The sequence below is a fragment of the Ruminococcus sp. genome (genome assembly GCF_016283395.1).
The window spans coordinates 21,988-37,475 of the sequence record NZ_JAEEMU010000032.1; the positions used below are offsets into that span (position 1 = coordinate 21,988).

General features: G+C 43.5%; 13 protein-coding genes. 6 read left to right on the forward strand and 7 right to left on the reverse strand.

Annotated elements, in window-relative coordinates; translation table 11 throughout:
• Positions 1 to 8 precede the first annotated feature (8 nt).
• Together QZZ41_RS00680 and QZZ41_RS00685 are read left to right on the forward strand one after the other, a co-directional pair.
• Complete coding sequence (locus QZZ41_RS00680; RefSeq protein WP_295066751.1) at positions 9 to 1,163, forward strand: hypothetical protein; 1,155 nt, start codon at positions 9 to 11, stop codon at positions 1,161 to 1,163.
• A gap of 213 nt (positions 1,164 to 1,376) precedes the next feature.
• Positions 1,377 to 1,907 carry a hypothetical protein gene (locus QZZ41_RS00685; RefSeq protein WP_074715099.1) on the forward strand — a complete coding sequence of 177 codons (531 nt, stop codon included), beginning with the start codon at positions 1,377 to 1,379 and terminating at the stop codon, positions 1,905 to 1,907.
• A 153-nt stretch (positions 1,908 to 2,060) separates the two neighbouring features.
• On the opposite strand, the gene QZZ41_RS00690 is transcribed toward QZZ41_RS00685, so the two are convergent.
• From QZZ41_RS00690 to QZZ41_RS00705, 4 genes are read right to left on the reverse strand one after another with little or no spacing between them, the layout of a single operon-like run.
• On the reverse strand, positions 2,061 to 3,458 hold the full coding sequence (locus QZZ41_RS00690; protein ID WP_295066754.1) for a biotin/lipoyl-binding protein: 1,398 nt from the start codon (positions 3,456 to 3,458) through the stop codon (positions 2,061 to 2,063).
• 3 nt (positions 3,459 to 3,461) lie between these two features.
• The gene (locus tag QZZ41_RS00695) at positions 3,462 to 4,313 is read right to left on the reverse strand and encodes a carbohydrate ABC transporter permease (protein WP_295066757.1); all 852 of its coding nucleotides are present in this window, start codon (positions 4,311 to 4,313) and stop codon (positions 3,462 to 3,464) included.
• Positions 4,310 to 5,167: a carbohydrate ABC transporter permease gene (locus QZZ41_RS00700; RefSeq protein WP_295066759.1), complete on the reverse strand. Its 858-nt coding sequence runs from the start codon at positions 5,165 to 5,167 to the stop codon at positions 4,310 to 4,312. The genes QZZ41_RS00695 and QZZ41_RS00700 overlap by 4 nt, the downstream gene beginning before the upstream one ends.
• A 2-nt stretch (positions 5,168 to 5,169) precedes the next feature.
• Positions 5,170 to 7,362 (reverse strand): extracellular solute-binding protein, encoded by a 2,193-nt coding sequence (locus QZZ41_RS00705; protein ID WP_295066762.1) that lies wholly within the window; start codon positions 7,360 to 7,362, stop codon positions 5,170 to 5,172.
• A gap of 292 nt (positions 7,363 to 7,654) precedes the next feature.
• Between QZZ41_RS00705 and QZZ41_RS00710 the strand changes: the two genes are divergently transcribed.
• Together QZZ41_RS00710 and QZZ41_RS00715 are read left to right on the forward strand one after the other, a co-directional pair.
• Positions 7,655 to 8,332 carry a response regulator transcription factor gene (locus tag QZZ41_RS00710; protein WP_295066764.1) on the forward strand — a complete coding sequence of 226 codons (678 nt, stop codon included), beginning with the start codon at positions 7,655 to 7,657 and terminating at the stop codon, positions 8,330 to 8,332.
• Positions 8,333 to 8,334: 2 nt separating this feature from the next.
• Positions 8,335 to 9,612 (forward strand): cell wall metabolism sensor histidine kinase WalK, encoded by a 1,278-nt coding sequence (locus QZZ41_RS00715; protein ID WP_295066766.1) that lies wholly within the window; start codon positions 8,335 to 8,337, stop codon positions 9,610 to 9,612.
• Between the two features lie 233 nt (positions 9,613 to 9,845).
• Here the strand turns inward: QZZ41_RS00715 and QZZ41_RS00720 are convergent, their stop codons facing one another.
• Entirely contained in the window at positions 9,846 to 10,805 is a 960-nt protein-coding gene (locus QZZ41_RS00720; protein WP_295066768.1) for a glycosyltransferase, read from the reverse strand.
• A gap of 347 nt (positions 10,806 to 11,152) precedes the next feature.
• Here QZZ41_RS00720 and QZZ41_RS00725 point away from each other — a divergent pair, with 347 nt between their 5' ends.
• Entirely contained in the window at positions 11,153 to 11,866 is a 714-nt protein-coding gene (locus QZZ41_RS00725; RefSeq protein WP_074715121.1) for a LytTR family DNA-binding domain-containing protein, read from the forward strand.
• A 1-nt stretch (position 11,867) separates the two neighbouring features.
• Positions 11,868 to 13,142, forward strand: coding sequence for a sensor histidine kinase (locus QZZ41_RS00730; protein ID WP_295066771.1), 1,275 nt, complete (start codon positions 11,868 to 11,870; stop codon positions 13,140 to 13,142).
• A 403-nt stretch (positions 13,143 to 13,545) separates the two neighbouring features.
• Here the strand turns inward: QZZ41_RS00730 and QZZ41_RS00735 are convergent, their stop codons facing one another.
• Both QZZ41_RS00735 and QZZ41_RS00740 read right to left on the reverse strand, forming a co-directional pair.
• Entirely contained in the window at positions 13,546 to 15,048 is a 1,503-nt protein-coding gene (locus QZZ41_RS00735; protein WP_295066773.1) for a DUF4153 domain-containing protein, read from the reverse strand.
• On the reverse strand, positions 15,038 to 15,433 hold the full coding sequence (locus tag QZZ41_RS00740) for a hypothetical protein (RefSeq protein ID WP_295066775.1): 396 nt from the start codon (positions 15,431 to 15,433) through the stop codon (positions 15,038 to 15,040). Before QZZ41_RS00740 ends, QZZ41_RS00735 begins: the two co-directional genes overlap by 11 nt.
• Positions 15,434 to 15,488: the final 55 nt, after the last annotated feature.

Sequence of the window (15,488 nt, forward strand, 5' to 3'; positions counted from 1 at the left end):
TGTTTGATATGGAAATTAGCACTCTCTACAATACAGCCAAGAATTTTGCTGAAACATTAAAAGAAAAAAGACCTGAGCTCGCAACATACGATGCTTGTTTATGTCTTATAGTCGCTGATTCGGGCGACATCTTTTCGGGAGTTTCCACTGTTTCGATCAATGAAGGTTCTGTAGAAGATGTACCCGCAGAAAGAATAGCAGTAATGTCTATCATTACTAAAAAGCACACGATCGCTAAGCAGATGATCGTTATTTCTCTTGACGATTTCAGCTATTTCAAGCCTGAAGACGAGGCTCTGTCTCTGCTGGTAAATTCGAGTGTCGATAACAGCAGCTGTAAGGTGGTACTTTCACCTGACGAAGAAGTTGCAGCAGCTACCCTTGCGCCTGCATCAGCTGCTCCTGATTTCCTCAGCGGTTATGATGAGGCATCTCTCGGTGCGCCCGCTGATTTTGCAGACGACGTTAACGTTGATTCTGCTAATCCATTCAATGCAGATAATAAGGACGAGGGCGCAGCTAACTCTCTCTATGAGCATCCCGAAGAGGCTCAGCAGCAGGGCGCAAGCGGCTTCCCGAACCTTGTAGGTCAGCAGCAGGGTTATCCTCAGCAGCAGGGCTACCCACAGCAGCCCGGTTATCCACAGCAGGGTTATCCTCAGCAGGGCTACCCACAGGGCGGCTATCCTCAGCAGGGCTACCCACAGGGCGGCTATCCTCAGCAGGGTTACCCACAGGGCGGCTACCCACAGCAGGGCGGCTATCCTCACGGCTACCCACAGCAGGGCTATCCGCAGCAGGGCGGCTATCCTCAGCCGGGTCCTTATGGCGGAAATATGCAGAACTCAATGTATCAGCAGGGCATGAACGCTGCTCCTTACAGACAGGGTTATACAGGTCCTTCTGTTCATGGCGCAAGCTCAACAATGAGAAGTCTCTATCAGCAGCCTCAGCAGAGCGTAAGTGTTACTCTTACTTCCAAGTCTAACGGCGAGAATGCTTTCAAAAAGAGACTCAACAGTTTCCTTGACGATGACGATGATACAAGTACAGGCGGCGAAAGCGGTGCAGGCGACGGTATGTCAAAGGAAGATATGCTCAAGCAGGCAAAAGACAGAAAGAAAGTCGCAAAAGCAAATCTGAACTTCAAGAAGAAGCTCTGATAGTTCATTTACCGCGTTTTTTACCTGTATTGGTAATAAATTAATGAACTATCATTAAGCCACACAAATAATTTAAGTAAAGTATTGCATTTTTCGTAGTTTTGTGCTATAATGAATTTTACGAGGTCATTATATGATTTCTATATTATGTCAATACCTGTATTTTGTGTGTAAATGTACAGTTAATAATTCGCGTTAAGGAAAGGGATAGCCATGAATTACTTGCTCAATATCGATGAAGCGATAGACCGTAAATTTCTCGTTACCAAAGCTATGAGAGGTCAGGCTGATGTGGGTACTATCATCCATGTCATGGACGCTGAACAGCAGGGCGCAGCAGTTATTGTTTACTACCGCGTTACAAGATATAACGAGAAATTCCATGATTATCAGGATTATACGGCAAAGTTCGAGAACCTCGCCGCATTCTGCAAATGGGCACAGCCTGATAACTTTATTGCCCGTAATTATGAGTGCTTCAGTTTAAGAGATATCCAGCACTATATCAAGATCAAGAACAGAAGCTTTACTTCTTTCTGTCTGCCGATCATTATTGTTGCTGCTATCATTATCTGGTGTCTCTCACTCTTCGTTGTGAAGGGCGTGGTAGGAATAATCATTGGTGCTTTCCTCACCATTGTGGTCGTTATCGCAGCATTTGCACTGCTTAAAGTCCAGAAAAAGAAGGAAAAAATGCGCTTGTATCGTAAGGTCAGCGCGGGCTGGGGCGTAGTATTTGAATAACTCCCCCAAGCACAAGCTACTGTTAAAAGAGCTTCATCAATTATATTAATATTACGCACTTCCCACCTATAACAGTCTATCAACCAGAAATACAACGCCCCTTAAAGGCTCGGACAAGCTTGACTTGTCTGCCTTTAAGGGGTGTTTTTATTATTATCTTACCTTTTGTCCGTCGTAAAGTTTCTTCGATGAGGAAATTATGATCTTCGATTTCGGATCAAGTCCGAGATCATCTATCCCTGCATCTGTATTATTTTTATCTCTTATATTTACGCTGTATTTCTTCGCTGTGTATTCCTTTCCGAAAAATCCCTCGCTCTCCTCTGCAATGAATATCTCTCCTCTTGTCTCGCTTGCTCCGAATTCGATAGCATTGAGCGGTATGCAGTCATACGTGTCCTCGGAAAGAACACTTCCTTTCATAACGCCTATCTCTCCTGCTTTAAGCTCGTCATCGGACTCAATAGCCAGCTCAACTGTATATCCGCTGCCCTCAGCTGCCTTGTAAATTCGCTTTACTTCGCAGTTTTCTTTTTTTATCCTGCCGTTTCTGAATTTCAGCTTGAATTTATCCCCCACGGATATATATTCTATGCTGTCATCATCTACAACTGTCCTGAAAACTATACCTCCCGACATATCAGAGACTATCAACGCCGCGTTTTCAGAAGTAAGCTCACCTAATGAGACAGTTTTCGAGGTTATGATGCCCTCTGAGGGACTGTATATGAAACCGTTTGTCTCGTCAAGCTTCCTCAGTGCTTCCAGCCTTTCCTGCTTTTCGGCAAGTCCGTAGCAAACTGTGGGATCGCTGTTTATGAGTACTGCCGCCGACTCGCTCGTCACATCGCCTGCCCTGACAAGGACGCCTGTGACCACTCCTGCCGTGCTGCTGTAAACTATACAGCCGTTGTTGTATATCTCTGTGTATCTGTCCAGCTCACGCTGCTTTTCTTCGATACTGTTTGTAATGGTATCGGCTGAGTGCTGATCCTCGTTTTCAAAATAGCCCTCACGGGTGGAGATATCCGCGTTGAGACTGTTCTGTATATCGGCTATGCGGCGGCTGAGATGCTCGCTGTCAATACGCAGGAGCTTCTGTCCCGCGGAAACGCTGTCGCCTGCTTTCACATATACCTCAGCGGTACGCAGTCCTGCTTCCGTAAACACAGGTATACTGCCGTCGTTGGAATAAGCGGAGGCAGTTTCAAGCTGCTCGGCAATATCCTTTTCCAGCATTGCTGCTTTCTTGTGGAGATACTCCATGTCCAGCTTCATAATGGTCTGATTCTTTATAACTCTGTCTCCGCACTCAACGTCCAGCTCCGCTACTCTCAGTCCCTCGGGAATGAAAACAGGCTGGCTCTTCAATGCTTCAACTGTTCCGTTGTATTCAAATTCGTGAGATATGCTCTTTCTGCTTATGGACATACAGTTCACACGGGGCATACGCTCTGTGTACAACATTCGTGAAGCAAAGGTCAGTATGAGCATTGCTGCAAGAAATATCAGAAAATACTTTATTGCTCTCTGTTTTATCTTTTCTTTCATTGTCTACTCCTTGAGGGCAGAAGCGATAATTCCCTGTTCAAGCTCGTCCTGCCCTATAACGAACACGAATACCGCAGGCACAAGTGTGGCTACTGCCGCAGATAAAAGCATCTCTCCCCTCTCTGCTCCAAGCATGGGCAGATACAGTGACAGCGGATACAGCCGCTTGTCTTTGAGAAATGTCAGCGGCTGCTCCACCATATTCCAGAGGTCGAGAAAACTAAGTACCACGCAGGCAAGTATACCTGCCTTCCCGAGAGGAAGTCCGATATACCTGAGTACCTGCCATTCGTTTGCACCGTCTATCCTTGCGGAGTCCGCCACATCACGGGGGATGTCCGCAAAGCCGCGATATATGAGAAATACAGGGAAGGTCGAAAATATCGCAGGCAGTATGACTGCAAGACGATTGTTCATGAGCTTCATACCGTCTATGACAAGATACTGTGAAAGCATCGTTACCTGAAACGGTATGAGCATAAATATTATGTATATATCAAACAGAAGCTTTCGTCCTTTGAATTTGAATCTTGCAAACGCCCACGCCGCAGGTACAGCTGCAAGTGTCTGAAAAAGCAGTATAGCTCCCGTTATCAGGAATGAGTTCCAGAATACCTTGTAAAAATCGGGGGTGTATAACAGCAGCTCTTTGAAGTTATTCAGCGTAGGGTACTGAGCGATATAGTCTATCTTTGAATAAGTTCCCTTGAAGTTGATAAGGGGTGAAAGTGTCTTTGAAAGCTCGTCTGAGGACTGCAATGGAAGTATAACTGCAAGAAACAGCGGAAACATAACAACGATGCATATTACTGCCATTACAGCATACACTGAGGGTATGCGAAGCTTTTTTGTCATGTCTGTTCCTCCTTGTCCCATGCCTTTCTGAGCAGCACTATCGCCCCAAGTATGACAGCGAATACGATCACTGCTGCCGCTGCCATTTTGTCAAGGTCCATATTCACGAACCAGTTATTGAAAAGATGCTGCAAAAGGTAGATGTGCTGGTCGGGATATGCTCCTGCTACAAGATATGCCTCGCGGAATACCTTGAAGGAGTTAAGGAATGATATTATTGTGATAGTATAAAGTGTAGGTTTAAGTTCGGGCAGTATGATACGGAAAAGTATCTGCCTGTCATTTGCACCGTCCACCTTCGCAGCATCAATTACAGCTGTGGATACGCTCATTATGCCCGTAAGCCAGAGAAGCACCGTGTATCCGAGGTTTTTCCATATATAGCTTCCCACCAGCACCCAGAATGAAGCCGATGAGCTCAGAAAGCTTACCGCGCTGTGTCCGTGAGAGGTAAGGATATTGTTTATATAGCCTGTGTCGCTGAAAAGTATCTGCCACACCAGCACAAGGGCTGCGGTAGGAACTGCCAGCGGAAACAAAAGCACAGACTTTATGAGCCTGATGTATTTGAGCCTGCTGAGGGCGTATGCTGCTAAAAATGAAACGGATATGAGCAGCGGCAGACATACTCCCACGAATTTTAAAGTATTCTTTACAGCAAGCCTGAATGCTTCGTTACTGAATACAGCTTTATAATTGTTTACCCCAACAAAATCACCCGTTACAGCTGTACAGAACGACCTGCGCAGAGAGTCCGCAAAGGGCAGGAACGTAAATATAAGCACTCCTGCAAGGCTCGGCAGCAGGAAGGGCAGATATCCAAGCTTTCTCCGCGAAAATACTTTATTTGTCATAGTTATTCTTTCATTTTCAGCTCAAGCTGCTTTACAGTATCCTCGGCAGCCTGCTCCGCAGTTACAGTGCCTTCTATGCACTTCTTTCCTGCGTCCTCGATTATCTCTCTTATGGGATACTTTATGAATACAGGCTCGGAGAGAGTTTTGATATAGCTGTCGAACTCCTTAGCCTCATCATCTGTCATCCATTCCATATCCACCTCAGTTCCCTCTCCATCTTCATTGCTGTCAAAAGGCGGTACATATAATGAATAGACATTATCAGCATCTTTGTTCATTTCATAAAAGCCTTCAAGCGCAGCCTTATTTACAGGGAAGCCGTCAGAATGTTCTATTTCCTGAGCTTCCTCACCAAGTGCGGAGGCTATGAATCTGAATGCATCTTCCTTATTCTTGCTTGACTCGCTTACAGCTATATTGCAGTTGGGTACAAAGCATTTGTCACTTTCCATGCCGTATCTGTATGCTGCATCTATATCATTATCTATCTTCATTAATGAAGTTACTACATTAAGTTCATTTTCAAAGCCATTCAATGCACCCAGAGCAATAACGTTCTTATTCATCTTCTCTGCCATATATCTTGTACCGAAAAAGTATTCGGAGCTTGCCTCATCGCTGTCGGTGCTTGAAATAACATAGGTATCCATTTCGCTTGGCGATTTATCGTTATTATACAGCTTTGCACAGCTTTCATAAAACTTTTCAAAGGCTGCTTTATCGGGAGTGCCGCTGAGGAGCTTGTTTCCCTCATACATAAGTCCCATGCGGATAGGATCGGTCTCATCGAAAAAGTCTAAGATAGTATAATGAGGATCTTTTTCCTTGCGGTATTTCTCGCAGAGGTCGGCTGCATCTGCAAAGGACTTTATTTTATCAAGGTCTTTCCTCTCCGCACCTACGGCAGGTATACGGAATTTGCAGGCAACACTGTAAAGCTTGCCGTCCTCGGTGTTCCATTTTGCAATATTATCAAGAATATCGCTGTCAGGCAGCCATTTATCCTCATATTTGGAAAGGTCTGTGAGCATATTCTTTTCAATGAGGTTATCATTGTCAAGTCCGTCAATGACTATGACATCGGGAGCATTTCCAGACAGTATCTGAGTGGTAAGCTCCTTCATGGCGTCACTGTAGGTCAGACCTTCCTTCATGCCCACCTGATAATCTACCTTGATATTTCTGTTGTCCGCAGCAAAGCTGCTGACTATCTGTGAAATGGTGCTGTTCTTTTCAAGACTGTATACTTTAAGCTCTGAGGTCACAGCGTTTTCAATCTCGGGATCATAGACGTATTTGTACATACCGCTGTTGAATGTGGCATATATAGTCCCGTCAGGTGCGCAGTATATGGTACCGAACCGATCGGAGGGATCACCGAAACGGCTTATAAGACCATCGATTATCTGCTCTGCAAAGTTTCCGCCCCATGAGTAGTGATAAAGTCCGTCCTCACAGCCGATATATATATCATCATTATTTCCTGCGCATATGTCAAGAGCGTGTTCGGCATCGCTTTTTTCAGCCTTGTACTTGCTCATCAGATCGGCAAGAACATCGGGAACTTCTGCCTCGCAGTTCTTTTCAATATCGAAAATATGTACGCCGTCTCTGTCGCCGTAGAATATCCTGTTTCCTATGATGTCAAAGAAGTTTATACGTTCTCCTTTATCTGCCAGTTTCTTAGCCGCACCTGTATTGATATCCACTTCATACAGCGCATCATAATTAAGACCGTAAAGCTTGCCGTTATCGGCAAATTCAAAATTGTAAATATAATCCGCACCTGTGACCTTGTTACATTCACCTTCGGAATTTATGACACAGGTATCGCCGTCCTTACATACAACTAAGCCATTATCAGATGCCGCATAGACAGCATATATATCGTCATCATCATTTTTAATCAGATCATCGACTTCGCTTCTGAATACTCTTGTGCCGTCCTTGGATATGTAAACAAGCTCTCTTGCCCACGCGGAAATTACACCTGTCTTTTCGCCGATAGTAACAAACTCGGAAGCACTTTGCATATCATAAAGCCTGCCTTCTACCTTAGATTCGGCATAGCCGCCCTTTGATGAAAGTAGCTTTACTTCTGTAGCTTTTTCTTTTTCACTGCTGCATGATGTCAGAGGTGCAAGCATTGCAAGTGACATTATAACAGCTAAAGTCTTTTTAAGTGAGTTCATTTTTGTGTACCTCCTGTCTTTATGATACCATAATATCACATCAATCTCTAAAACTCCTCTAATAATTCTCTAATTTTCCTCTAATTAATCTCTAATTTTTCTCTAAAACTTTCCAAGCCGCATATTATGTGCTATAATAATTATATTAGCCGTTAGCCTTTAGGCGTTAGCTATTAGCCAATGTGTCGCCTTCGGCGAATTATTTAAATATTGTGAGCGCAAGCAAACACTTTCGGCTAAGGGCTCATGGCTAAGGGCTAAAGGCTTTACAAAAAACGAAAGGAAATCTTCTATGCGTATACTTATTATAGAGGACGACAAGGAACAGTGTACTCTGCTGCAATTCCGCCTTGAAAAAGAGGGATTTTCCGCTGACCTTTGCTTTGACGGCGAGGACGCTGACTACTACCTCAGCCGCAATGCCTACGACCTTGTACTGCTTGACTGTATGCTCCCACACAAGGACGGTCTTACTATACTTTCGGAAATGCGCAGGAACGGCAATGAAACTCCCGTTATTATGCTTACGGCTCTTGGAGAGCTCAGCGATAAGATAACAGGTCTGGACTGCGGTGCTGACGACTATATGGTAAAGCCCTATGAATTCGGCGAGCTTATGGCGCGTATCAGGTGCAGGCTGCGCCGTCCCACGGGCATCGAGAGCCTTGAAAAGCTCACTGTAGGTGATATAAGCTATAATGCCGAGAGCAAGATGCTGACAGGTCCTGCTGAAAGCTGTACCCTTTCCAATAAGGAGAGCGAGCTCCTTGAGCTGTTTATGCGTAATCCAAACCAGACTCTCTCCCGTCAGACTATACTTGCAAGGATATGGGGCGCAGATTACGAGATCGAGGACGGCAACCTTGACAACTATATCTATTTCGTCCGCAGACGACTGAAAAAGGTGGGGAGCTCCTCATCTGTAAAAACTGTTCACGGCATCGGCTACCGTCTTTCAACGGAGGGCTGAGTATGTTCAGGAAAGTCCACATACGGCTTACCATGCTGTTTACCGGAGTCTGCACTCTTGTTGTTGCAGTCATGTCGTTGCTGTATCTTTATCTCAGCTGGAACAACATACAAAAAAATTCTTTCATAAGCTTTAAGACCGATATCGCAAATTTCAGCTCTACTCTTTCAAAAGACCACGTTATCTCGCAGAGCTGGCTTATGAATATAAATATGAATTACAGCTATCAGCTTTACATTTATGATAACGGCAAGGCTATGCTGTCCACCTCCCAGGGCATGAGCGAAGAAAACTCCGCGCTGCTGGAGGATATAAAGTCCAAATTCTCCATGGACATACAGCGGCTCAGATACACAGGCTCTGTTGCACATGATGAATTCAGCTATTCGGCAAAAGACCACCGATATTACGTCGGCATGATCTTCATTTCGGGCGACAAGAGCATAACGGAGGTCTACGCCGTAAAATCTCTCGACAGCCAGCAAAAACAGCTGAAAAAGCTCATAATATACTTTATTCTCATAATTTTCGGTGCGGCAATAGTATTCTTTGTATTTTCCTACCTCTTTACGAAGCTGCTCCTTAAGCCTGTAAAACAGGCTCACCAGCAGCAGGCTCACTTTATCGCGGCAGCTTCACACGAGATAAGAAATCCTGTAAATACTATCATGTCCGCTCTTGATGCTATGGAGACAAGTGAGGGCGAGCAGCAGCAGTATCTCTCAAAGATCGCCCGAAAAGAGGGCAAACGACTTGCTCTGCTCACCGAGGATCTGCTCACTCTTGCGCGTTCGGACAACGGAAGCTTTACTGCGCAAACTGCTCCCACAGAGCTTGATACCCTTGTCCTTGACTGCTATGAGGCATTCCTTTCACCTGCAAAGGAAAAAAATATAAGCCTTTCGGTAAAGCTGCCTGATGACAATATTCCGAAAGCTATGATAGATGCAGAGCGGATAAATCAGGTAATATCCATACTCCTCAACAATGCCGTAAGCTATACTCCCGAAAACGGAAAAATAGAGATAGCCTACAGCGTTGATAATTCGCAGCATATCGTGCGCGTTTCCGACAGTGGCTGCGGTATCTCCGAAGAGGATCGACAGCATATCTTTGAACGCTTTTACCGTGCAGACCGCTCCCGTACAGACCGCTCACACTTTGGTCTCGGGCTGTCCATTGCAAAAGAGATTATCGACCTCCATAACGGAACTATATCCGTTGAGGACAGTCCCCTCGGCGGTACTTCGTTTACGATATCACTTCCAAATGAAAAATAAGAAATCCCCGAAGCAATTCGGGGATTTATATATTTATGTAGGGACGCGCATTGCGCGTCCGCAAATAAACAAACACATATCATGTTTTATGCAAAAAGAAAAAAAGCTCCGCATAACGGAGCTTTAGGAAGGAGTATATAAGTCCATGAGTGAGTGAGTACCCACAGACCGATTTTTAAATAAAGCTGACCCTTGATTCAGGGAAGGGTCAAGGGCTCAGCTGAAAGAAATTGTCAGTTCGCACTTGCAAAAACAGGCTTTGAAGCACTTCGCTCAAGATGTTTGTATATCTCAAGCCATATGTTTTTGCCAGGTTCACTTTTTCTTATCCGCTCCCTGCGTACAGGGTCAAAGAAGCTCTTGAACTCTTCAAGCTCGTTGAGGAAACTGTCATTATACTTCCTCAGCATAGTATCAAGGTTATCTTTCCATTCGATATAACGCTTGACATCGTAGTTCTCCTTTTCGTAAAGGTGAAGAACCGAAACCTTTGGATTATATATGATATCCACACCGTTTTTCATCATACGGTAGCCAAACTCCCAGTCCTCTATTTCCTGCTCGCGGAAATTCTCATCAATACCGCCGTATCTTCTGATACATTCCATAGGGATAGAAAGATTAGATGTCTGAGTAAATATCATCTTATACTGGACCTTATCAAAATCATAGCTGTAAGGCTCAAGCATTTTAAGACGGATATCCTTAATGAAATAATAGCTCTTTTTCTTGTCAAGCCCGTATTTCTCGGGCTCTGTGAGCCAGTAACGGATACCGTTCCTGAATAACTCTCTGTTTTCGTAGAATACCTTGTCATCGTCCTCAAAGACTTCCTTTGTAAGACCAAACTGCATTATCGGTCTGCCGCACTTTTTATATGTGTCATAGTGCCCTGAAACGAAGTTCCTTGAAGCTATCTCATCTCCGTTGAGGAATATAAGAAGTTCGCCCGAAGCTCTCCTTATTCCCTGATTTTTTGCCTGACCTATCCTGCCGTTGGGAAGTGCAAAACAACGTACTCTGACTTTCGGCTCATAATTTGCGATATACTCCGCAAGTTCGTTGCCTTCGCCGTAGTTTACGAAGATAAGCTCGTATTCTTCATGGTTGAAGTCCTGGTTCTCGAGTGAATGAAATACTCTAATAGCTCTGTCGGTAGAGTAAGAATAGGGTATTATTATGCTGCATTTCATAGTTAATTCTCCTGTCAATATCTTTTTGTACGGTATCCCCATACCGTTTTTAAGTAATCCCCTGCTTTGAAAGCAGATACATAACAACCATAACTGTACCTATTATAGCGTTAATTGGGTGTAAATTTCAATAAAAATGCGCGAAGTGTAATTTTTAAGCGTGAAATGTACGCTTTTGTTCATAGTTCATTCACTTTTTTGCACAATCCCCCCTCTAAACCATTGACAAAGTGTGAATATCATAGTATAATTAAATCGTTATATGACAGAACGTGCAATCAACCGTTTTACGTTGTTTTTGTCATTTTTTTAAACAGCAGGACGGTCATGTCAAGGGGGATCAAAATTTGAATATCGCAATTTGCGACGACGAACAAAGATATATAACTAAAGTAAAAGAAGACCTTATTGCTCTCCAGTCATATGAGAATGAGTTCACCTTTTTTGAGTTCAAAACAGGCAGAGAGCTGATACTGGATTTTACCGCTGGAAAATATGCCGTAATTATCCTCGATATCCAGATGAAAGGTCTCAACGGCGTTGAAACTGCCCGTTTTCTCAGGGATATCGACGAAAAGGTCATAATCATCTTTCTGACCAGCTATGAAAAATTCGCTGTTCAGGGCTACGAGGTAAGAGCTTTCAGATATATACTGAAAAATCAGCCCCGTTCTATATATATGAAGCAGCTGAGCGATGCTGTACATGAGTATTACCGCAATACAAGGTACGTCATAGCTACTGCTGACGGCAGCACCAAGGAGGAAAAGCTTCCTACAGATGATATCATATATATAGAAGTGTTTTCACATAAACTGCTTATACACGCCAAAAAAGGCAAATTCTTCACAAAGGGAACGCTTTCCGAGATAGAAACGCAATTTGCCGACCTGCTATTTGCCCGACTTGATAAAAGCAGTATAGTGAATATCATAAATATTGATTACATACGGAAAAACGAAATAATTCTGATAAACGGAGAAACTCTCTTCGCAAGCAGAAACCATATCAAAAACATTAAACAATGTTTTATGGATTACAGCAGAAGCAGGTGGAGCTGAGATGAGACCTTCCCAATTTATCATAGAAACTATCAATTGTCTTTTCGATGCCGGTCTTATCATATTCTACCTTTTTCTTATAATGAAAAAGGAATGCAGGTATCCGCTTAAATTTCTCATCGTCCCTGCTGTCGGATTTTTCGGCATCTTCGTGGCTTTGACCTTTACTGATGTATCTCCGTGGATCAAGCTTGGAATTGCTGTTACAATGATGATGCTTACCTCATTTGTGATGTTTGAGAGCAAAGTCCGAAGTATCATATTCTACTGTCTGCTGTTCGCTGTTGTGCTGCTTGTGGCGGAGATCGCTCCTGCCGCTATTCTGGATATAATGAATATAGGTGCTACAGAGCACAATACCTCATCAGGCTTCGGAAGATACATATGCATGGCTATCGGAAAGGTATTTTGCTTCTGGGCAGCAATATATATCGCGGAATACCTCAAACCAAAGCAAAGAGATATCCCTTTCAGAAACTGGCTGCTGGTGATATTTGTACCTTTGCTGAGCCTTATAATACTCAACAGTATCTTCATTACCGCAGAGCTTGCTCCGCGCAGGTCACTGATGTACCTGTTGTCTGTAGCAGGAATATTCCTGCTGAACATATTCGTTTTCGACTTCTTCGATACTTATTCCAATTCCATCGAGCTGAAGCTTATGGAACAGCGTCTTAAATCGGAGGAGGAAAACTACAGGCTCATTGAGGAGAAATACACCGAGATACGTCAGCTCAAGCACGATATCAGTAATCAGCTTGCTGCTGCAAGAAGAATGTTCAAGCAGGGCTCAGGTCCTGAGGCTATCGCGCATCTTAACAAGCTCTATCAGAAGCTTTCTGCTGCGAGCCGTATCTGCTATACGGGTATCTCGTCTGTTGACGCTATCGTTAATATGAAGTGGAAAAAGGCACTTCTGAACAACATACAGTTCTCGTGCAAGGTCATTATCACCGACAAAATGGATATAGACGATCTTCCGCTGTGCCGAATAATCGCAAACCTCCTCGACAATGCCATTGAAGGCGTGCTCCGTTCATCTTCGGAAGAAAAATTCATCTATATATCCATTGTACAGAACGATAATAAGCTGAGGATATGCGTCATGAATTCCTCTGACGAGGTGGACACCGAAAACCTTACAACTAACAAAACAGGTGTCGGTCACGGCATAGGCGTGAGCAGTATCCGCGAAGCCGTCGATCAGCTGGACGGTATCCTCTCTTTCAAATGCGAGAAAGAAATATTCACAGCCGATATCATGATAGCATATTAATATCGAAATACAAGATAGCATTACCGCCTCAGTTTTACTGAGGCGGTAATTTATTACACGACAACCGTTAAATGTTAACGAACAATGAACAAAAATGCACATTTCACGCTAAAAAAGTACATTTCACGCAAAAGTATTGATTTATGCCGTTTTATGCGCTATTATATAAGATAATATCTGCTCCGTCTGTAAGCAGATATCTATTTACGGCTTTGAGCCGTACGAACTCCGCTTAATTTGGCTTTGTCCCCTGCGGAGACCCTTGACACTTGGTCGTTCGGACTTCCCCCCTATACCGAATATGGAGTCTCCGTGATAGGCAATCTTACGCTGAAAACAATCTTTGTTTTCTTCTTGAAATAATATAGCAAAAAACTCCCGAGGTACGGGAGCTTTTTTGTTTTTATGACATTTTCTCGTTGAGTATCACAGATGAGAGGTTATAATCCCTCAGCTCGTCCTTGTATGACCTGTGGCGCAGTATCTCTTCCTCTGTCACAACGTCCTCATTATACGCCGTAAGAACAGCATCATCAGACATTTTCAGCAGCGTTTTCGTATCAAGCTCTTCAAGACAGCCTGATCTATACATCTCGATATTATACTTTGCAATGACCGCCTCGGGACGTGAAAAGCAAAGAAGTCCGAACATAAGCACGAATACTGCGGATATATCCCTCGATATCTTCATCTCGAACCTGAACTGCTTTACGATGATAAGTACGAATATTATTGCAAGGAGAACCATAAACCAGCTTGTGTAAAATCTCAGTGCTGTAAGTCCGTATCTGTTGATGTACATTATCATTTTGCTCATGGCTGTAGCTATAAGGATAAGAGTGAAAACGCTCATCATAACGCTGTAAAATTTAAGTGCAAAGGGCTTCTCTCTGCCTGTCTTCTTTGAGAAAAGGCTCATAAAGCAGGTAACTCCGAGGTTGATGAGTGCAATAGCAAAAAGCTCGAAAAATCCTCGTCTTGCGTAGTCTGCATAGGTAAAGCCCTCGGGGAGCGAATTTGTAAAGGCTGAAAGAAAATATCCTGCCTGAGAAATGAAGAACAGAACATAAAGCACACATATGGGCGTTACTGCTGTGTACACGATAAGGTTGCTCAGAAAGCGCATATTGTACATTTTTTGTGTACACGCCTGCTCATCAAGTGCATTGAGAGCGTTGCGGTGAGCGTTTGAATAAAACAGTCCGAAAAGGTACATTGAGCATGGCAGAGCTATTATGAGCTGGAGAGTATTTTCCCAGAAATCATTGCCGAAAGTCTTATCGAATATACCGTTCAACATTCGTTCAAGACCGTCGTCAGCCGACATGAGCAGAGCTGCAACTACTGCCGTAAGAGGTACTGTGATAAGAAGTCCTATAAGTATGTATCTTGCGTTTGAAGCCTTTTTTGAATTTGAAAGCATATCCGAGGTTATTTTGCCCTGTGTGCCGAAATGTGAGAAAGGGAATTCAAACACAGCCTTGCACATGGCATATGGCAGAAAGCGGTCGATATTCCTGTTGGAAGCTCCCACAGAGTAAACGAAATACGCTCCTGCTCCGATGAGAAATACAACATCAAGGTCTTTTATAAGAGTATTTGCAGTGATTGAAAATACAGTACTGAAAACATACAGCAATGCTGCAAGCAGCTTATTGAAGCGCGAAAACTCGCACTCCTTTTTCTTCAAGTATATTATCGCCGCGGAAATGATAGCAATGAAAAGTCCCGTAGTGACAAATCCCATTACGTGAAACAGCACATATCTCACGAAACAAAACGCCGCTATCATTGCAAATACCGAGATCACAGCGTCAACCCTTGTGTATTCAGGCTTTTCCGTTTCATCATGCTGAGCAACAAAGGCGTTGCTCTCATTAAAACCGCTAAGCATATTATTCTCCATAATAGTCTCCTCCGTTTTGAAGCATCTCTGCTTCTGCTTTTTTACCCTTTTTGTATACTCTTAACCCCGTAATCAGCGGTATGGGCATAAGAAATATAACAGCAATGATCTCCGCAGCTGCCATGATAGAGCCATATTCCTCATTTGCTATATCCCTTGCCAGATATGCAGTCAGCAGAAAGGTTATAAATACGGCTGTACCCGAGTACCATACATAAGGTCTTGCAAAACAGTCAAATGACACGACTATCGCAGTTACAAGGCTGCACAGGAAGTTTATAACGCAGTACACCGTCACAAACATCATCAGCGGCATAAATATGAACAGCGTTGTCAGCAATGACATAAAAAACCAGTAACGTACCTTTTTCCATTGCTCTTTCATTTTAATGCCTCCTTAAAATCTTTTTAATCCCAGTGTATCAAAGTTATCAAATAAT